Source organism: Stakelama saccharophila (genome assembly GCF_032229225.1).
GTDB lineage: Bacteria > Pseudomonadota > Alphaproteobacteria > Sphingomonadales > Sphingomonadaceae > Sphingomonas > Sphingomonas saccharophila.
Genome location: NZ_CP135076.1, coordinates 1067687 through 1086836, shown reverse-complemented (window position 1 = coordinate 1086836; position 19150 = coordinate 1067687). Strand labels below are relative to the sequence as shown.

The 19150-nt window shown below is 64.8% G+C and carries 20 protein-coding genes; 11 read left to right on the top strand and 9 right to left on the bottom strand.

The features are described from left to right. Positions 1–80: 80 nt before the first annotated feature. From ruvC to RPR59_RS04960, 3 genes are all read right to left on the bottom strand, one after another. A complete protein-coding gene (gene ruvC / locus RPR59_RS04970) occupies positions 81–566 on the bottom strand; it encodes a crossover junction endodeoxyribonuclease RuvC (protein ID WP_313917284.1) in 486 nt (161 codons plus the stop codon). Positions 567–681: 115 nt separating this feature from the next. Then, complete coding sequence (locus RPR59_RS04965) at positions 682–1425, bottom strand: YebC/PmpR family DNA-binding transcriptional regulator (protein WP_313917282.1); 744 nt, start codon at positions 1423–1425, stop codon at positions 682–684. A gap of 297 nt (positions 1426–1722) precedes the next feature. Beyond that, a complete protein-coding gene (locus tag RPR59_RS04960; protein ID WP_313917280.1) occupies positions 1723–2046 on the bottom strand; it encodes a heavy metal-binding domain-containing protein in 324 nt (107 codons plus the stop codon). 91 nt (positions 2047–2137) lie between these two features. Here RPR59_RS04960 and RPR59_RS04955 point away from each other — a divergent pair, with 91 nt between their 5' ends. Further along, positions 2138–2764: a hypothetical protein gene (locus RPR59_RS04955; protein WP_313917277.1), complete on the top strand. Its 627-nt coding sequence runs from the start codon at positions 2138–2140 to the stop codon at positions 2762–2764. Between the two features lie 14 nt (positions 2765–2778). On the opposite strand, the gene RPR59_RS04950 is transcribed toward RPR59_RS04955, so the two are convergent. Both RPR59_RS04950 and RPR59_RS04945 read right to left on the bottom strand, forming a co-directional pair. Further along, positions 2779–3045, bottom strand: coding sequence for a DUF2312 domain-containing protein (locus RPR59_RS04950; protein ID WP_313917276.1), 267 nt, complete (start codon positions 3043–3045; stop codon positions 2779–2781). Positions 3046–3150: 105 nt separating this feature from the next. Then, positions 3151–3534: a DUF1244 domain-containing protein gene (locus RPR59_RS04945; RefSeq protein WP_313917273.1), complete on the bottom strand. Its 384-nt coding sequence runs from the start codon at positions 3532–3534 to the stop codon at positions 3151–3153. A gap of 74 nt (positions 3535–3608) precedes the next feature. Here RPR59_RS04945 and pyk point away from each other — a divergent pair, with 74 nt between their 5' ends. Beyond that, positions 3609–5072: a pyruvate kinase gene (pyk, locus tag RPR59_RS04940; protein ID WP_313917271.1), complete on the top strand. Its 1464-nt coding sequence runs from the start codon at positions 3609–3611 to the stop codon at positions 5070–5072. A 441-nt stretch (positions 5073–5513) separates the two neighbouring features. Here the strand turns inward: pyk and RPR59_RS04935 are convergent, their stop codons facing one another. After that, entirely contained in the window at positions 5514–6128 is a 615-nt protein-coding gene (locus RPR59_RS04935; protein ID WP_313917268.1) for an HAD family hydrolase, read from the bottom strand. 5 nt (positions 6129–6133) lie between these two features. Next, positions 6134–6259: a type B 50S ribosomal protein L36 gene (gene ykgO, locus RPR59_RS04930; protein ID WP_313917266.1), complete on the bottom strand. Its 126-nt coding sequence runs from the start codon at positions 6257–6259 to the stop codon at positions 6134–6136. Positions 6260–6434: 175 nt separating this feature from the next. On the opposite strand from ykgO, the gene RPR59_RS04925 reads away from it, so the two are divergent. The 9 genes from RPR59_RS04925 to RPR59_RS04885 all read left to right on the top strand — a co-directional run bounded on the left by RPR59_RS04925 (position 6435) and on the right by RPR59_RS04885 (position 14421). After that, positions 6435–7028 (top strand): DUF4136 domain-containing protein, encoded by a 594-nt coding sequence (locus RPR59_RS04925; protein WP_313917264.1) that lies wholly within the window; start codon positions 6435–6437, stop codon positions 7026–7028. Beyond that, positions 7025–8143, top strand: a complete 1119-nt coding sequence (locus RPR59_RS04920) for a M14 family metallopeptidase (protein ID WP_313917261.1) — start codon at positions 7025–7027, stop codon at positions 8141–8143. The genes RPR59_RS04925 and RPR59_RS04920 overlap by 4 nt, the downstream gene beginning before the upstream one ends. Next, positions 8144–8602: a GNAT family N-acetyltransferase gene (locus tag RPR59_RS04915; protein ID WP_313917259.1), complete on the top strand. Its 459-nt coding sequence runs from the start codon at positions 8144–8146 to the stop codon at positions 8600–8602. 298 nt (positions 8603–8900) lie between these two features. Continuing rightward, complete coding sequence (locus RPR59_RS04910) at positions 8901–9185, top strand: hypothetical protein (protein WP_313917258.1); 285 nt, start codon at positions 8901–8903, stop codon at positions 9183–9185. A gap of 121 nt (positions 9186–9306) precedes the next feature. Continuing rightward, positions 9307–9993 carry a 2,3-diphosphoglycerate-dependent phosphoglycerate mutase gene (gene gpmA, locus RPR59_RS04905; RefSeq protein WP_313917255.1) on the top strand — a complete coding sequence of 229 codons (687 nt, stop codon included), beginning with the start codon at positions 9307–9309 and terminating at the stop codon, positions 9991–9993. Positions 9994–10215: 222 nt separating this feature from the next. Continuing rightward, on the top strand, positions 10216–12315 hold the full coding sequence (locus RPR59_RS04900) for a TonB-dependent siderophore receptor (protein WP_313917253.1): 2100 nt from the start codon (positions 10216–10218) through the stop codon (positions 12313–12315). A gap of 2 nt (positions 12316–12317) precedes the next feature. After that, positions 12318–12647: a ketohydroxyglutarate aldolase gene (locus RPR59_RS04895; protein WP_313917251.1), complete on the top strand. Its 330-nt coding sequence runs from the start codon at positions 12318–12320 to the stop codon at positions 12645–12647. Then, positions 12644–14134 (top strand): PepSY-associated TM helix domain-containing protein, encoded by a 1491-nt coding sequence (locus tag RPR59_RS04890; protein ID WP_313917249.1) that lies wholly within the window; start codon positions 12644–12646, stop codon positions 14132–14134. Before RPR59_RS04895 ends, RPR59_RS04890 begins: the two co-directional genes overlap by 4 nt. Then, positions 14122–14421: a DUF3325 family protein gene (locus tag RPR59_RS04885; RefSeq protein ID WP_313917248.1), complete on the top strand. Its 300-nt coding sequence runs from the start codon at positions 14122–14124 to the stop codon at positions 14419–14421. The genes RPR59_RS04890 and RPR59_RS04885 overlap by 13 nt, the downstream gene beginning before the upstream one ends. Here RPR59_RS04885 and RPR59_RS04880 read toward each other — a convergent pair. Together RPR59_RS04880 and RPR59_RS04875 are read right to left on the bottom strand one after the other, a co-directional pair. Then, a complete protein-coding gene (locus RPR59_RS04880; protein WP_313917246.1) occupies positions 14418–15932 on the bottom strand; it encodes an efflux transporter outer membrane subunit in 1515 nt (504 codons plus the stop codon). The two genes, RPR59_RS04885 and RPR59_RS04880, sit on opposite strands and share 4 nt — an antisense overlap. After that, a complete protein-coding gene (locus RPR59_RS04875) occupies positions 15932–19147 on the bottom strand; it encodes an efflux RND transporter permease subunit (protein WP_313917244.1) in 3216 nt (1071 codons plus the stop codon). Before RPR59_RS04875 ends, RPR59_RS04880 begins: the two co-directional genes overlap by 1 nt. Positions 19148–19150: the final 3 nt, after the last annotated feature.

Genomic DNA, 19150 nt, shown 5'->3' with positions numbered 1-19150 from the left:
CTTTCGACCGGGTTCGAGCATCTGGATCGCCGCCTGCGCGGGATGACGGTCGGGCAGCTTGTCCGTCGCGACCGCGGCGATCAGGCGCGCACCCTCGCACTGGCCAGGTGGTGCGCATGACATATCGCCACCGCCACCGCGTCGGCGGCATCGGCGCCGGCGATCTCCGCGCCAGGCAGCAGGCGCCGGACCATCGCGTGGACCTGGGTCTTGTCGGCATTGCCGACGCCGACCACCGCCTTCTTCACCAGCCGCGCGGCATATTCGCCGACGTCCATGCCGCCGCGCGCCGCCGCCGCCAGCACGACGCCGCGCGCCTGGCCGAGCTTGAGCGTGGATTGCGGATTGGCATTGACGAAGACCTCCTCCACCGCCGCGGTATCGGGCGCGTGGTCGGCGACCAGCGCCGACACCATCGCGTAGAGATGCGCCAGCCGGCGCGGCAGCGGCGCCTTCGTCTCGGTCTTGAGATGTCCGTTGGCGAGGTGCGACAGCCGATTGCCCTCGGCGCGGATCAGTCCCCAGCCGGTGGTCCCCAGCCCGGGATCGAGGCCCAGGATGATCACATTCCCCTCCCGCTTGCGGGAAGGGTCAGGGGAGGGAAAATGTCGCGCGACGGGAACGGCGTCGGACCTGCATCACGCCCTCCCCCAACCCCTCCCGCAAGCGGGAGGGGAGCGCTCAACCCAGCTTCTCCATGACCTCGTCGGGGACGTCGTAATTGCCCCACACGGTCTGCACGTCGTCATCGTCGTCGAGCGCGTCGATCAGCTTGAACAGCGTCTGCGCATCGCCCTCGCTTACCTCGACCATGGTCTGCGGGCGCCATGCGAGCTTCACGCTTTCCGCCTCGCCCAGCGACTTTTCCAGCTCCGCCGCGACCTCGTGCAGCATTTCCTGCTCGGTCCAGATCTCGTGGCCGTCGTCGCTGGAGGCGATGTCGTCGGCGCCCGCTTCCAGCGCCGCCTCGAGCACCTTTTCCTCGCCGCCGACGCTCGCCGGATAGGTGATCAGGCCCAGCCGGTCGAAACCGTGGCTGACCGATCCGGCCGTGCCCATATTGCCGCCATTCTTGGTGATCGCGGTGCGCACGTTGGTCGCGGTGCGGTTGCGGTTGTCGGTCAGCGCCTCGACGATCAGCGACACGCCGCCGGGGCCGAAGCCCTCATAGCGGATTTCCTCGTAGGAATCGGTGTCGCCGCCCGTCGCCTTGTCGATCGCGCGCTGGATATTGTCCTTGGGCATGGACTGCGCCTTGGCCGCGTTGACGGCGGCCCGCAGGCGCGGGTTCATGTCGGGATCGGGCATGCCCATCTTCGCCGCGACGGTGATTTCGCGGGAAAGCTTGGAAAACATCGCCGAGCGCTTCTTATCCTGCGCGCCCTTGCGGTGCATGATGTTCTTGAACTTGGAATGACCTGCCATTGGAAACCTTAGCTGTTCGAGCCGAAGATCATCCGGCTTGTTCGGTAACTGGCGCCGCCTGCAACCCCCGCCCGTTCGTGCTGAGCTTGTCGAAGCACTGCCTTTCGTCGAACAGAAAGGACGGGACAGCCCTTCGACAGGCTCAGGGCGACGGAGGGCGGTCTGGCTTGCGCGCCGTCTCTTTCGCCTTAGAAGAAATAGCGGCCATTCGACAAGCGCGGGCCGAACGCCGCGATTCGATATCCGTTCGCTTCGGGCGCGGTCGAGAAGCATCCGCGCCGCCGACGGGAACCAGTCCTAACCGCCGGCCGTCACCGCCGTACCCGACACCGATACCATCAGCATCGAGCCGCGCTCGCCGATCACCTCGTAATCGATGTCGATGCCGACCACCGCGTTGCCGCCCAGGTCGGTCGCCTTGGCGGAAAGTTCCTTGAACGCTTCCTCGCGGGCATCGCCCAGCGCGCGTTCATAGCCGCCCGAACGCCCGCCGACGATGTCGCGGATGCCGGCGAACAGGTCGCGAAAGATGTTGGCGCCGATGATCACCTCGCCGGTCACGACCCCGTGATAGCGGTCGATCGTCCTTCCCTCGATGCTGGGGGTCGTCGTCAGAATCATCGGTGCCTCCTCGTGCTACTGTGGAAAGGTTGCGCAATATAAGTTCGCACGGCAATCAAACGGTTGATGGCAATCGATGAGCGTGGATCACATGGCTGATATCATTCCCAGTTTGCTCAGAACGCTGATTATGGACGCTTCCATCGCGGAGGAATTGCTGAAGCAGTCCGATAATCAGGCCCATCGGCGAAATCTGATCCGAAGCAATTTTGCGGTTTTGGAGGGCGTAGTCTGGGAAATGAAAGAAAGTGTTCGGGAGGCTGCGGATCATCTGGGTGAACTCACGTCTTTAGCCGATCTCGCCTTCAGAGATAGAATTTACGCCGTGAACGACAAGGGCGATCTGGTCGAACGATTTCAACCAATGGGGCTTTTGACGGCAATCCGATACACTGGGAAACAAGCGCAAAAGATTGCGCCGGAACTCGTTATAGATTTCTCGGGCGAGGGTTGGTCCTGCCTCCGGTCTGCGATCAAAGTCAGAAATCGTATCATCCATCCAAAAACAGGTGAAGATTTGTTGGTTACGTCGAAGAATCTCGGCGATCTGTCATTGGCTTTGAAATGGGTACTAACGATCACCGAAGACACGATGAAAGCCATGATTGTCGTCCGAAGAGAATTTAATGAGAAATTGACAGAGCTTCTTTCACTATTGAAGGCAGGCGATCCAGAGACTCTTCGATTGTACCAACAAATTTATCAAGATAGCCGGTGACTCAGGTATTGATATTACAACATTCCTAAAGCATGCATGTACGTTTCGAGAATCGCTTCTTCTTCCTGATATTCTTCTTTCTTTTTCTTTCTGATCGCCAGGATTTTTCGGATAGCCTTCGCATCGTAGCCCCGGCTCTTGGCTTCAGCCATGACGTCCTTAATGTCATCGCTGATACCCTTCTTTTCTTCCTCGAGACGTTCGGCGCGTTCGATCAGAAGTCGAAGCTCATCCGCCGCCACGTTGCCTTCACCTGCATTCTCATCAGCCATCGAAGCCATCAAAGTCTTCCGTCCTTTACTTGAAGTCCATGAATTGATCGCCAGCGGCGAACCGGACCGCGGCATTAAGCGAGCCGGCCGCACTGCTCAAGAGCGATATGCGCCTCAGCGCGCGGGGTCGGTCATCGACGGCGGATCGCTCGCCGGAAAGCTCGCGGCGAGCGCTTCGTCCAGTTCCGCGTCGGAGGGATTGCGCTCCATGCTCGCTTTCATCCGATCGAGCTGTTCGGGCGTCGCGTCGCCCTGGTGCTTCGCCTTCCATTCGGCATAGGGCATGCCATAGATGATGCGCCGCGCGGTGGCCTTGTCGATCGGATCGCCGGCCTTCTCGCTCGCTTCCCGGATCCAGTCGGACAGGCAGTTGCGGCAGAAACCGGCAAGCCCCATCAGGTCGATATTCTCCGCATCGGTGCGGTGGCGCAGATGGCCGACCAGGCGGCGAAAGGCATCGGCCGCGATTCGGTCGTCCAGCGTTTTCAGATCGGCCATTTCATCCCTCCACGGTTGATTGATCAGCGATATGGGGTAGAGCCGGGCCCGCACAAGCCAAGGACTTTCTCCCCATGACCCAGGTCACCCCGCCCCGCTCCCGCAAGGTTCGCGTCCTGGCCACGCTCGGCCCGGCCAGCAGCACGCCCGAGATGGTCGAAAAGCTGTTCAAGGCCGGCGCCGATGCCTTTCGCATCAACATGAGCCACGGCGACCAGGAATCGAAGGTGCCGCTGATCCGGGCGATCCGCGCGCTGGAAAAGACGATGGGACGGCCGACCACGATCCTGGCCGACCTTCAGGGTCCCAAGCTGCGCGTCGGCAGGTTCGAAGACGGCAAGGTGGCGCTGAAAAAGGGCGCTGTCTTCGTCCTCGATCGCGACCCCGCCCCCGGCGACGAACACCGGGTCCAGCTTCCCCACCGGGAAATCTTCCAGGCGATCGAAACCGATGCGCGCCTGCTGCTCGACGACGGCAAGATGGTGTTGCGCGTCACCGAGCATGACGAGGACCGCATCGTCACCGAGGTGGAGGTCGGCGGCACGCTGTCCAATGCCAAGGGGCTGAACGTGCCCGACGTGGTGCTGCCGATGGCGGCGCTGACCGACAAGGACCGGTCCGACCTCGCCTTCGCGCTGGAACAGGGCGTCGACTGGGTGGCGCTCAGCTTCGTGCAGCGCCCGGAGGATCTGGCCGAGGCCCGCAAGCTGATCCAGGGCCGCGCCGCCCTGCTCGCCAAGATCGAAAAGCCCAGCGCGGTGGCGCGGATCGAGGAGATCGTCGAGCTGTGCGACGGCGTCATGGTGGCGCGCGGCGACCTCGGCGTCGAACTGCCGCCGCAATCGGTTCCGCCGCTGCAGAAACGCATTGTGGAAACCGCCCGCCGGCTCGGCCGGCCGGTGATCGTCGCGACGCAGATGCTCGAATCGATGATACAGTCGCCCACCCCCACCCGGGCCGAGGTTTCCGACGTGGCCACCGCGGTCTATGACGGCGCCGACGCGATCATGCTGTCGGCCGAAAGCGCGGCTGGCGACTGGCCGGTGGAATCGGTGGCGATGATGAATTCGATCGCCGAGGCGGTGGAACGCGATCCCGCCCACGGCGACCGCGTCCACTTCACCGTGCTGCATCCCGATCCCACCACCGCCGACGCGCTCGCCGAAGCAGCGAAATCGATCACCGCAACCGTCACGGCGAAGGCGATCATCTGCTTCACCCTGTCGGGCTCCACCGCCCGCCGGATTGCGCGCGAACGCCCGTCGGTGCCGATCATGGTGCTGACGCCGAAGAAGGAAACGGCGCGCCGGCTGGGCCTCTTATGGGGCGTGCACGCCGTGCACACCCGCGACGTCGAATCGTTCGAGGAAATGGTGGCCAAGGCCAAGCGCATGGCACTGCGCCACCACGTCGCCGAAGCCGGCGACCGGGTCGTGCTGTGCGCCGGCGTTCCCTTCGGCACGCCGGGCAGCACCAACGTGCTGCACGTCGTTCGCCTGCTCGGCAACGAACTCACGAACTATGTCGAGGAACGCTGACCGCACGAAACGCCGCGCAGCGCCGACGTCCCGCGCCCAACTTCACTAAACCCGTCGTTCCTGCCAAGGCAGGAACCCATGGCTCTCGCCGCATCCACACCGCCCGAAGCACCACAGATCAGCCCCACCTGCGCAAGAGCGGCAGCGCCGGACGCGCTCGCCGTCCGGCAGGACCGGCGCCGGCCGGCCGCAGAAACCATTTTCCTACACCCACCGGTCCATGCCACCACCGGCACTGCTCTTTGATATCGGTTATACTTCCCGCGCTCACGCACGCCCGCGTTGAGGTGCGACTCTGTGCGACCTTTGGCGGTTTTCCGCAGCGTTCGGGAAAGCAGCGAATCCCCCCTCCGGCACCGCCCCTCCTCCCCTCCCTTTCAAGGGAGGGGAAATGGATGGCAGGCCCCCACCCCGTCTCCGTCGTCCCGCGCGGCGGCGCCCTCAGAGCAGGCCGGCACGCTCCAGTTCGGCGCGAAAGGCCGCGGCGTCGGTGAAGGGAACGGCGTGGATGCCGGCTTTGGCCGCGGCATCGACATTCGCCGGATTGTCGTCGACGAACAGCGCCTCGCCCGCGCTCAGGGCGAACCGGTCGAGCGCCAGTGCATAGATGGCGGGGTCGGGCTTCACCAGCCTTTCGTCGCCAGACACCACGATGTCGCGGAAACGGTCGAACAGCTCGGACCACTGGCTGCGGAACGGCGGAAAGAACTCGCCGGAAAAATTGGTGAGCGCGAACAGCGGTACACCGGCCGAATCGAGTTCGCGCACGATTTCGAGCATCCCCGGCACCGGCCCGCCGATACTCTCGCTGAAGCGCGGACCCCAGGCGGCGATCAGTTCGGCATGATCGGGATATTCGGCGATCAGCTCCGCCGAGGTTTCGGCGAACGGGCGGCCGGCATCATGCTGGAAATGCCATTCCTGCGTCAGGACATCGCGCAGAAACGCGTCGAGCGCCCGATCGTCGTCGATCAGGCGCTCGTACAGAAATCGCGGATGCCAGCGAAAGAGGACGTTGCCGATATCGAAGATAACGGCGTGCGGTCCCCCCGCCATGCGAATCAGCCCTGGCGGGCCTTGAACTTCCGCACGGTCTTGTTGATGACATAGGTGCGCCCGCGGCGGCGGATCACGCGATTGTCGCGGTGACGGCCCTTGAGCGACTTCAGGGAATTGACGACCTTCATGACAGGCTCGCTTCTCGAATATTGTGAATGTCGGTAAAGAACGGCTCGCCTATCGTCCGGGCGACGCCAAGTCAAGCTGCCGCCGCGGCGCGATCCCACTGGTGACGCAACGCCGGGTGCGCTACCACGCGGGGACACGATCAGCCGGTCATTCGGCGCGACAGGAGGGTTTCACATGCGTATCAGGATGATCGCCGCGCTCGCAGCGCTCGCTCTATCGACGGCTGGCTGCGCCGCCGGAACCGGCATGGCGCCGGTCGACGTCACCCGTTACCATCTCGACCCGCCGATCCCGCGCGACGGCTTCGCGGTGGAACCGCTGAAGACCGGCGACACCATCAGCCCGGAATATGAAAGCTATGCCCAGGCGGTGCGCCGCGAGCTGTCGGCGCTGGGCTTCACCCAGCAGACGGACGGCGCATCGGAATATATCGCCGCCATGTCCTTCACCCGGGCGCCGCTGGGCGTGATCGAAAAGCGCTCGCCCTTCCGCATCGGCCTGGGCGGCGGCTCGTTCGGCGGCGATGTCGGCGTGGGCGGCGGCGCCAGCGTCGGCATCGGCGGAGGCACGCGCCAGGTGATCGGCACCGAACTGGCCGTCCAGCTCCGCCGGCGCAGCGACAACACCACCGTCTGGGAAGGCCGGGCCGTGACGCGGTCGATCCTGGGCGACGAGGACGCCCAGCCGCAGATGGTCGCCGACAAGCTCGCCAGCGCGCTGTTCAAGGGGTTTCCCGGAGAGTCCGGCATCACTATCACGGTCGAATGACCATCCAGATCAATTCCGCATTCGACGGCGGCAATATCCGCCTTCTCTCGGTCGACGGCGACCGGGTCGACCTCGAAATCGTCAAGGACAGGGATTCGGACTTCTTTCAGTGGTTCCACTTCCGCGTCGCCGGCGCGAAAGGAAAGACGCTGACCTTCCGCATCCTGAACGCCGGGAAATCGGCCTATCCGTTCGGCTGGCCGGGCTATCGCGCCCGGGTCAGCACCGATCGGCAGACGTGGCGCATCGCAGAAACCGACTATGCCGACGGCGTTCTGCGCTTCACGCACAGCTTCGAGGACGATCTCGCCTGGTTCGCCTATTTCGCGCCCTATACGGTCGAACGGCATAACCAGCTCGTCGCCGACATGGCGCGCCGGGACGGGGTGCGGCACGTCGAGCTTGGCAAGACGCTTGACGGCCGCGCGCTCGACTATCTGACGCTTGGCGACGGGGCGAAGCAGGTCTGGCTCTACGCCCGCCAGCATCCCGGCGAGTCCATGGCGGAATGGTGGATGGAAGGCGCGCTGGAAAAGCTGACCGATCCCGACGACGAGACGGCGAAGGCGCTGCGTTCCAGGGCGACCTTTCACATCGTGCCCAACATGAACCCGGACGGCAGCTATCGCGGCCATCTGCGCACCAACGCTGTCGGCACCAATCTCAACCGGGAATGGGACACGCCGTCGATGGAACGCAGCCCCGAGGTCTTCCTCGTCAAGGCGAAGATGGACGAAACCGGCGTCGACGTGGCGATGGACATTCACGGTGACGAGGCGATTCCCGCCAACTTCCTCGCCGGGTTCGAGGGCATCCCCTCCTGGACCGACGAGCTGGGCGATAAGTTCACCGCTTACGCCCGGCGGCTGGAAGCGGCCTCGCCCGACTTCCAGACCGAAAAGGGCTATGAAAAGTCCGCACCCGGCAAGGCCAACCTGTCCATGTCGACCAACCAGGTGGCCGAACGCTTTCACGCGCTCAGCATGACGCTAGAAATGCCGTTCAAGGATCACGATCCCAATGCGGACGCCGAATTCGCCTGGTCGCCCGAGCGGTGCAAGACGCTGGCGCATGCCGGGCTCGCGGTGCTCGCGGACATGATCGACGAGATCTGAGTGGATATTCGCGAGGGCGGGCTCGACGCGCCGCAGATCATCGACCTGCTCGAACTTCATGCCGAGGCGATGCGCGCGAACTCGCCCCGCGATAGCTGCCATTTCCTCGACCTGGCCGGCCTGCGCCAGAAGGGCGTGACGTTCTGGAGCGCGTGGGACGGCGACACCGCACTCGGCTGCGGCGCGCTCAAGGAACTGGACGCAGGCCACGGCGAGATCAAGTCGATGCGCACCGCCCCGGGCCATTTGCGCCGCGGTGTCGGCGCCGGCCTCCTGTCGCACATCCTCTCGGTGGCGCGCGATCGGGGCTATACCCGCCTCAGTCTGGAAACCGGCAGCGGCGAGGCGTTCGATCCGGCGCGCCACCTCTACCGCATGTTCGGTTTCAACGACTGCGGGGCGTTCGGAGGCTATGCGGAAGGCGATCCGTTCAGCCGGTTCATGACGCGGACGCTGTAGGGCAACGTGCAACCTGCGTTCAATCGCCCCCGACGCCCCGATACCCGAACCCGACTGCCCCATAACCGAACCCGATTACCCAGTAACCGGACCCGATTGCCCTATACCCGGACCCCGATTTCTCCATACCCGGACCCGATTTCCCTGAGCCTGTCGAAGGGCCGTCTTTCCCTTCAAAGCCGGGCAAGAAGAACAGGACTTCGACAAACCGGCACCAGCTGATGACAGGCGAACGCGAAACCGTCACAGCATCTATGCTATGGTGCCTCCCCCGACCCACAATGGAGGAGACATTCCCATGAGCCTATTGAACGACGCGCTGGGTGCGGCCGGCGGCAGCGGATTCGACATTGGCGCGCTCGCCGCGAAGGTCGGTCTCAGCGAGCAGCAGGCGAAAATGGTATTGCAGGCACTGGCGAAGTTCGCCAACCAGCCGGGAGACACGGCCGAACAGGCGTCGGCGGAAACCGGCGTGGAAAAGAGCAAGGTCGAGCAGCTTCTCTCGGCGGTCGGCGGCGAAGGCGCGGTCGCGAAGCTGGGCGGCGCGCTCGGCGGCGGCGGGCTGGGCGGCCTGTTCGGCTGATCCGCAAGCCGCATGGGACAGGGACGGCCGGTCCCGCGTTCGCAGATGCGGATATGACCGGTTCAAATCGCGCGGCTTAGCGATTAAGCCCGGCCCGATCTTTCGACAGGAGCCCCATCCCATGCCTACCCTCGTCCTCATCCGCCACGGCCAGTCCGAATGGAACCTCGAAAACCGCTTCACCGGCTGGTGGGACGTCGACCTGACGACCAAGGGCGTGGCCGAGGCGGGGGAAGCGGGCAAGCTGCTGGTGGAGAAGGGCTACGACTTCGACCTGACCTTCACCAGCTTCCAGAAGCGCGCGATCAAGACGCTCAACATCGCGCTGGAGGTCATGGATCGGCTCTGGCTGCCGACCGAGAAGGACTGGCGCCTGAACGAGCGGCATTATGGCGGGCTGACCGGCCTCGACAAGGCGGAAACGGCGGAAAAGCATGGCGACGAGCAGGTGCATATCTGGCGCCGCAGCTTCGACACGCCGCCGCCGGAAATGGAACCGGGCAGCAAGTTCGACCTGAAGAAGGACCGCCGCTACGCCGACATCGACATCCCCTCGACCGAAAGCCTGAAGGACACCATAACACGCGTCCTGCCTTATTGGCAGGAGCGGATCGTACCGGAACTCCAGGCGGGCAAGCGCGTCCTCATTTCCGCCCACGGCAATTCGCTGCGCGCGCTCGTCAAGCATCTGTCGAACATTCCCGATGACGAAATTACGGGACTCGAAATCCCGACCGGTCAGCCGATGGTTTATGAACTGAACGACGACATGACGGAGAAGGACCGCTTCTACCTCAGCGAGCGCTGAGGGAGCGGACGCCGAATCGGACGCTGGCGCAGCCGCGATCGGAAGCACGAGGAAAACCGGCGGGGCGCACGAGCCGCTGCCGGTTTTTCGCATTCTTCAGCCCCTGCGGCCTACGTGCTTGACTGGATAGCCGAACCCAGGCCCAAATTTTTCCCGGTTTGCTAATGACAATGGTTCGCAATATCACTATTGCGGCGTCCAGAGCTTGCCAAAAGGGGAACCATGAAACGCCTGCCGCATCTTCTCGTCGCCGCGTCCCTTCTCGCCCCGGCGACAACCGCCGCCGCGCAGGACCGGGACCAGGATCGGCAGTCGCGCAAGGACATCATCGTCACCGGTCGCGGGCAAGAAGACACGGCGGGCACGAAAACGAGCACGCCGCCGATGCAGGTGCCGCAGCCGGTCACGGTCATCGATGCCGAAACCTATCTTTCGCAAGGCGCGCTCAGCGTGTCGGACACGCTGCGCTACGCCGCCGGTGTTCAGGCCAATTCCTACGGGCTCGACAGTCGCGTGGACAGCAGCTTCGTCCGCGGCGTGAATCCGGTACAGTATCGCGACGGCATGCGCGACATCTATGGCAATTATGTCAGCACCACGGCCGATCCCTATAACTTTTCCCGCGTCGAGCTGGTCCGCGGCCCGGCCTCGGTATTGTTCGGCCAGGGTTCGATCGGCGGAATCGTCAATCTGGTGTCGAAGACACCGGAATTCGAAACGTCGGGCGAAGCATCGGTCGTCTATGGCTCCTATGACCGCAAGGAATTCATGGGCGACGTGACGGGCGCCATCGGCAGGACCCTTGCCGCGCGCCTGGTGACCCGCGTCCGCGATGCCGATACGCAAACTGATTACGTTCCCGATGACCGGGTGCTGGTCTCGCCCTCGCTCCGCTGGCGGCCGAGCGACGATACCGACGTCACGCTGATCGGCCTGTATCAGGAGGATGACGGCGGCTCGACCGCGCAGTTCCTGCCGGTGATCGGCACGCTCTATCCCAACCCGAATGCGGAAAACGGCCGCATCCCGTTCGACCGATTCATCGGCGATCCGGACTGGGATCGCTATGACGGCCGGCTCGCCCAAGGCACCATCCTTGTCGACCAGCGACTGGGCAACCGCGCCAAACTCAGCCTGAAGGCGCGCTATATCGACAGCGACCAGCAGTATTTCACGCACTATCCCGACAGTTACCAGAATCCGACCGACCCCTATGTCGATGCCGATCACAGGATCGTGGGGCTTTACGGGGACGGTACGATTTCCGGCCTCAATATCTTCACCACCGACAACAATGTGCAGGTCGATTTCGACACCGGCAGTGCGGTGGAGCATGTCCTGCTCGCCGGAGTGGATTACAGTTGGTATCGCATTCGCCAGCGTAGCGCGGGGGGATATGAAGAGATCGACATATACGATCCCGACTACGCCGCGCTGACCCCGCCCGAATTTGGCGATACGATCAGCCGCAGCAGCCAGCACCAGCTCGGCTTCTATGTGCAGGACCAGATTCGGCTGTGGGACCGCGTTTCCGTCGTCCTCGGCGCACGCCACGACGACGTGACGACGAAGAGCCCCGGAAGCCCGGACGAAGACGCGGACGCAACCTCGCTCAGGGCGGGGATCATCGGTGATCTCGGCGCAGGGTTCGCGCCGTTCTTCAGCTATACGGAAAGTTTCCTGCCCGTCGCCGGGCTCGACAATGCGGGCGATCCCTACAAGCCGTCGCGCGGCAAGCAGTTCGAGGCGGGCCTGAAATGGCAACCCGATCCCGCCACCCGCCTGACCGTGACCGGTTTCCATATCACCGAGAGCAACCGCCTGATCGACGACCCGACCGATCCCACCAACCAGATCCAGGCGGGCGAACTCACGTCCAAGGGCGTGGAATTCGAAGGCTTTCGCAGACTGCCCGGCGATTTCGAGCTGATCGCCAATTTCAGCTACACCGATGCCGAGCTGACCGAAACCGACGATCCCATCCAGCTCGGCAGGCAGTTGAACAGCGTGCCAAAATATAACTGGTCGATCTGGACGACGAAGAGTTTCGCCATGGATGAGGGCGTCAAGCTGCGCCTGGGTGCCGGCGTCCGCCACCGCGGCGAAACCGTGTCGCGCAGCGCGATCTGGACGGTGCGAACGCCTGACGCCACGCTGGTCGACGCGTTGGCGGCAATCGAGTGGGATCAGTGGCGGCTTTCGGTCAATGCGAACAACCTGCTGGGCAAGGAATATTACGGGGCCTGCCTGGCGCGCGGCGACTGTTTCCTCGGGGCGAAACGCAACGTCTTCGCCACGCTGACATGGCGCTTCGGGCGGTGAAGATGGACGCAACCAGCAGCTTTGCGACCCGGACAGCGCCGAACCGGCGGCGCTCCGGCTGGCGCTATCGCGCCAATGTGGCCGCGCGAACGATCGCAGCTCTGGTGGGCGGCTATGTCGTCGCCGCCCTGTTCGCCTTCGCCACCGCCCGGCTGATCCCGCTTGCCCGGGTGGAGGCGGTCATGCCCGGCACGCTCCTCGCCTTCCTGGTGGCGCCCGGTGTCGCGATTTGGGCATTCCTCGCACGCAGCGCGACGCGTGCCCTGGCCGGCGTCGTCGGTGTCGCGGCGATCCTGGCGTTGTTGGGCTGGATGGCGGGTCCGCCGGTATGAAGGTGCGCGACGGTGTGCGCCAGACCATGGCCTGGCTGCACGGCTGGACCGGCCTGCTGCTCGGCTGGGTCCTCTATCTGATGGCCTTTGCCGGAACGATGAGCATGTTCCGCGGAGCGATCACTCGCTGGACCCACCCGGAGAGCACGGCGACAGCCGCTCCGGTGTCGGCGGTCGCCGCCGCGATCCGATGGCTGAAAAGCCATGCCGGCGATGCGCCCGCCTGGTATCTGACCGCCCCCGATGCGCGTACGAACACGGTGCACGCCACCTGGTTCGACGGCAGCGGCTTCATTGTCCGGGCGCTCGATCCCGTCACCGGTGCCCCCGCCTTGCGCCAGTCGCTGGGCGGCGATTTCTTCTACCGCCTGCATTTCGAACTGGAAATTCCCTATCCCTGGGGCCGGCTGCTCGCGGCATTGGCGGCGGCCTTCATGCTGCTGGCGTTGATCACCGGGATCATCGCCCACCGCCGCTTCTTCCGGGATTTCTTCACGTTCCGTCCCGGCCGCGGCCAACGCGCCTGGCTGGACGGCCACAACGCCATGGGCGTCCTCGCCCTGCCCTTTCACATCATGATCACCTTTACCGGCCTGGTCACGTTCACGTCGCTGGTCATGCCGTGGGGGATCGTCGCCGATTACGGCAAGGACACGGCGGCCATGTACCAGGATCTGCTGCCCGGCGCCGTGACCCGCCCCGCCAGCGGTGAGGACGCGCCGCTGGCGCCGGTCCTGCCGATGCTCCAGGAAGCGCAACGGCGGTTCGGCGACGGACATATCGGGCGGGTCACGATGACGAATCCCGGCGATGCCGCCGCGACGCTGACCATATTCCAGAGCGACGGGGACCGGCTGGCGACGACGCCGCACATCCTGACCTTCGATGCGGCGACCGGCGATATCCTGGCGGATGTCGCGGAGCATCGGCCGGCGCTGCAGAGCTATGCCATCCTTTACGGTCTCCACATGGGCCGTTTCGCGGGACCGCTGCTGCGCTGGCTGTATTTCGCGGGCGGCCTGGCGCTGACCGCGGTGATCGGATCGGGGCTGGTACTGTGGATCGTGAAGCGCCGGGAACGGGCGCCGCTGTCCCTCGCCAATCGCGCGATCGAACGGATCAACGTCGGGGTCATCGCCGGTATGCCGGCAGCCTTTGCAGGCTTTTTCCTCGCCAACCGGTTGCTTCCGCTCGACCTTGCCGGTCGCGCGGGCTGGGAAGTGACCTGCGTATTCGCTGGCTGGGCCGTCGCCGGTCTGATCGTGCTGGCCCTGCCTTCGCGGCGGAGTTGGCCTGCGTTATTGGCTGCCGGTGCCGTGGCGTGGGCGGCGGCGGCGCTGATCGACATAGGGCGGATCGCGGCGCAAGGGGCGTCGGCTGACGCCGCCACCGTGCCGACGGACGCCGTATTGCTGGCAACCGCAACGGCCCTGGCTATCGCGGCGCGATATGCCGCGCGGACACCGGAGGCACGATGCCGCTCCTGATCCTGCTGCTGCAACTGGGCGGTTTCGCTGCCCTTGCCACGGCGATGCGGGCGACGCCCGCACCGTTGCGCCGGGCGACCACTCCGCCGCGGATCCGCCTGGCCCGGATTTCGGGGTACGGCCTGATCACGCTGTCCTTGCTGCCTGTAGCAATGGCGGACTGGCCGGCCTATCGCCTGATGGAGTGGGCCGGTCTCGGCTCGCTTGCCGGGTGGATGATCATGGGCGGGTTGACCATTGCCCGCCGCCGGACCGTTTCACGGCGACCGGGGCGGCCTGCCCGCTAATCGTTCGACGAAGCGGCAGGCAAGGTCGCCGGCCCCGGATCCCCGACGACGGGCTGCGGCCCCGCGTCGGTGGCGTCGAGCATCGAATCGCCGCCCAGTACGCGATAGAGATTGACCAGGTTGGTGCCCTTTTCAAGGACGGTCGCCACCAGGTTTCTTTGTGCCGAATAGAGCGACCGGCGCGCATCCAGGCTTTGCAGGAAACTTTCGATTCCGCCCCTGTAGCGGGCATAGGACAGGTCGTAATTATCCTGTGACGCCGTGACCAGATCGCGGGTCGCCTGAACCTGTTCGGTTATCGTGCCGCGCCGCGCCAGCGCATCCGCCACCTCGCGGAACGCCGTCTGGATCGTCCCCTCGTAATTGGCGAGCGCGGCATCGCGGTCGGCCTTCGCCTGGGCGAGATTTGCCGCGTTCGCGCCACCGTCGAAGATCGGAACCGTGGCCGAGGGGGCGACCGACCACGAGAAGCCGTCATCGTCGAACAGATTGCCGAGCGCGGTGCTGGCGAAACCCACCAGACCCGTCAGCGTGATCCGCGGGAAGAAGGCGGCCCGGGCGGCGCCGATCTGCGCGTTCTGCGCGCGCAGTTGATATTCGGCCTGCACGACATCGGGCCGGCGCAGGAGGATCGAGGAGTCCAGCCCTGGCGGAACCTCGTTCAACCTCTGCACCGCCACGTCGATCGAATCCGGCAGCGCGGCTTCGTCCACCGGGCCGCCGACGAGCAGGCGCAGGAGATTGACGTCCTGGGCAACCGCGGTCCGGCTGGATGCCAGATCGGCTTGGGCCTGGGCGAGGATCGTCTGCGCCTGGCGCAGATCGGTTCGCGGCGCCACCCCGCCTTCCAACCTGGCGCGCGTCAGATCCACGGACTTCTGCGCGCTCTCGACCGTCTGGCGCGCGATCTTCAGCAGGCTCATATCGGCGGCGTGGTTCAGCCAGGCCGTGGCGATGTCGCCGACCAGCGTCAGGCGCGTTGCCCGCGCGCCCGCCGCCGTGGCGAAATACTGGTTCAAGGCGGCGTCGCTCAGCGACTTCACCCGTCCGAACAGGTCGATCTCGAACGCGTTCACGCCGGCCTGTGCGGTATAATATTCGTCGGCTCCCGCGGTGGCCCCGCCGTTCCCGGCGCCGGAGCCCGTGCCCTGATTGCCGCCGGCGGCGCTCGCCCCATCGCCGCCGCGGAAGGTCGCGCCGGCGCTTGCATCGACGCCGGGCAAGCGGTCGGCGCGCTGAATGCGATATTGCGCGCGGGCCGAGGCGATGTTCGCCGCCGCCTGCCGCAGGTCGCGGTTGTTGACGAGCGCCTGCTCGATCAGCCGCTGCAGGCCCGGATCGCGAAACACCTGCCGATAGGTGACCTTCGGCAGGCCCGCTTCGCTTTGTCGAAGATAAGGCGATCCCGACGGCCAGGATGCCGGGATCGGCGGTTCCGGCCGCACATAGGTGGGCGCCATGGAGCAGGCGGAAAGCGCCGCCAGCGATACGATGGAGACGATTTTGCGCATCACGCGGCTCCCTCCCCGGCGGGCCGACCCTGCTGTTCTTCCGTCTCGCCGCTGTGCAGCTTTTGCAGCATGCCGCGCGTCGAACGGCGAACCAGCACGAAGAATAACGGGATGTAGAACAGCGCCAGAATGGTCGCCGTCAACATGCCGCCGATCACCGCCGTGCCGATGGCGATACGGCTGTTTGCGCCGGCGCCGGTCGAAATCGCCAACGGAATGACGCCGGCGATGAACGCGACCGACGTCATCAGAATGGGCCGCAGACGGATGCGGGCCGCCTCGACCGCGGCGTCGATGACGCGCTTGCCCTGCTTTTCGGCCTGTTCGGCGAATTCGATCATCAGGATGGCGTTCTTGGACGCAAGGCCCATGGTGGTCAGCAGACCGATCTGCAGGTAAACGTCGTTTTCCAGACCGCGCAGCGTCACCGCGAAGACCGCGCCGACAAGGCCGAGCGGAATGACGAGAAGCACCGCAACCGGGATCGACCAGCTTTCATACAGCGCGGCAAGGCACAGGAACACGACGAGCAGCGACAGGCCATAGAGCAACGGCGCCTGGCCCGAAGAAAGGCGCTCCTGATAGGACAGTCCGCTCCACGCGATAGAGGTGCCGGACAACTGGCCCGCATGGCTGGCGATCGCCTCCATCGCCTCGCCGGAACTGACGCCCGGCGCCGCCTGCCCCTGAATCTCGTAGGACGAAATGCCGTTGAAACGGGACAGCGAGGTCGGCGCCTTCGTCCAACTGCTTTCGGCGAAGGAGCTGAACGGCGCCATGCTGCCATCGGACGACCGAACGAACCAGTTCGACAGGTCTTCGGGCGCGTCGCGATAGGGCGCGTCGCCCTGAACATAGACCCGCTTCACGCGGTCGCGGTCGATGAAGTCGTTCACGTACCTGCCGCCCCAGGCCGTGGACAGGGTGGTGTTCACCTGGCTGGCATCGAGACCGAGCGCATTCAGCTTCTGCTCGTCGAGATCGACGTGCAGCGTCGGCACCGGCGGAAGCTCGCTCGGCCGAACGCCCACCAGTTTCGGATCCTGCGCCGCCATGCCGAGCAGCTTGTCGCGCAGCGCGCGAAATTCGTCCTGCGGCATGTTGCTGGTATTCTGAAGCTGCATGGTGAAGCCGTTGGACTGGCCCAGGCCGCGGACGGGCGGCGGCACGAGGGCATAGACCTGCGCGTTACGAAGTTGCGAGAAAGCACCCATCATGCGGTTTGTGATCGCCGTGGCACTGTCGCCCTCGCCCTCGCGCTGCGACCAGTCGGAAAGGGCGACGAAGCCCAGGCCGGTATTCTGTCCGCCTGGCGAGCCGCCGCCGCCGATGCCGCTGGCGGTGAACACGGTATCGGTGTTGCCGCCCTCCTGCTGCAGCATGAAGTTCTCGATCTTCTTCTGCACCTTCAGGGTTTCAGACTGCGTCGTTCCGGGCGGCAGGCGGAACTGCACGATCGCCGCACCCTGATCCTCGGTGGGGAGGAAGCCCGACGGGAGCCGGAGGAAGAGGATCGCCAGGATCGCGACGACGCCGGCGTAGATCAGCAGGAAGATCAGCTTGCGGTCGACCACATATTTGATCGACTGCGCATAGCGCTCCGTCATCGTGTTGAAGCCGGAATTGAACTTGTCGCGCGCGCCTTCGAAGACCCCGGCGACCCTGGGCATGCGGCGTTTCACCCAGTTGCCGGCTTCGTCCTCCTTGCTCTTCTGCTTGAGCATGGTCGCGGTGAGCGCGGGAGTGAGGATCAGCGCGACCGCGACCGAAAGGACCATCGCCGAGACGATCGTGACGGAGAACTGGCGATAGATCACGCCCGTCGACCCGCCGAAGAACGCCATCGGCAGGAACACCGCCGACAGGACGAGCGCGATGGCGATCAGCGCGACCTGGATCTCGCTCATCGATTCGATCGTCGCCTCGCGCGCAGTCATGTCGGGATTTTCTTCCATCACGCGCTCGACATTCTCGACCACGACGATGGCGTCGTCGACGAGCAGGCCGATGGCGAGCACCAGCCCGAACAGCGTCAGCGTGTTGATCGAAAATCCCACCAGCGCGAAGATCGCGAAGGCGCCGAGCAGCACGACGGGAACCGCGATGGTGGGGATCAGCGTCGAGCGCCAGTTCTGCAGGAAGACGAACATGACGAGCACGACCAGCACGATCGCCTCGAACAGCGTCTTGACCACCTCTTCCACCGACAACCGGATGAAATCGGTGGTGTCGAACGGAAAGGCGTATTCATAGCCGGGGGGGAATGCCTCGGCGCGGCCCTTGATCGCGTCCTTCACCCGTACCGCGGTGGAGAGCGCGTCCGCACCGGGCGCGAGCGAAACCGCGATGCCCGCGCCGGGATGCGCGTTCACGCGGCTGAGCACGCCGTAGCTTTCAGCTCCCAATTCTATCCGCGCCACATCGGAAAGCTTGACGGTCGCACCGGACCGTTCGCTCTTCACGATGATATTGCGAAACTGCTCCGGCGTATGCAGGCGCGACTGCGACGTCACGGTCGCCGTCAAGGCCCGGTTCTCCGGCATGGGCTGGCCGCCGATCTCACCGGCCGCGACTTCGGTATTCTGCGCCTGGATCGCGGCGATCACGTCACCGGGGACAAGCGAATAGGAAACCAGCTTGTTCGGGTCGAGCCAGATGCGCATCGCATATTGCGAACCGAACACGCGCACATCGCCGACCCCTTCGATCCGACCGATGGGATCCTGGAAATTCGACGCGAGATAATCGGAAATGTCCTGGTTGGTGCTCTTGTCGGTGACGTCGTACACCGCTGCGATCAACAGAAAGTCCGAATTCGCCTTCGTGACCGTCAGACCTTGCTGCTGCACCTGTTGCGGCAGGCGCGGCAAGGCCTGCTGCACCTTGTTCTGCACCTGGACCTGGGCGATGTCGGGATCGGTTCCCTTTTCGAACGTGGCGGTGATCGTCGCCTGCCCCTGCGAGCTGGACGAGGAACTGAAATACATCAGTCCGTCGATGCCGGTAAGCTGTTGCTCGACGACCTGCGTCACGCTGTTTTCCAGCGTTTCCGCCGAAGCGCCCGGATAGGTGGCGCGAATGTTGACCTGCGGCGGCGCGACATCGGGATATTGCGCGGTCGGCAGCGTCATAATGGCGCCGATGCCGCCGAGCATCACGATGATCGCGATCACCCACGCAAAAATGGGCCGGTCGATGAATATCCTGGAAAGCACGGC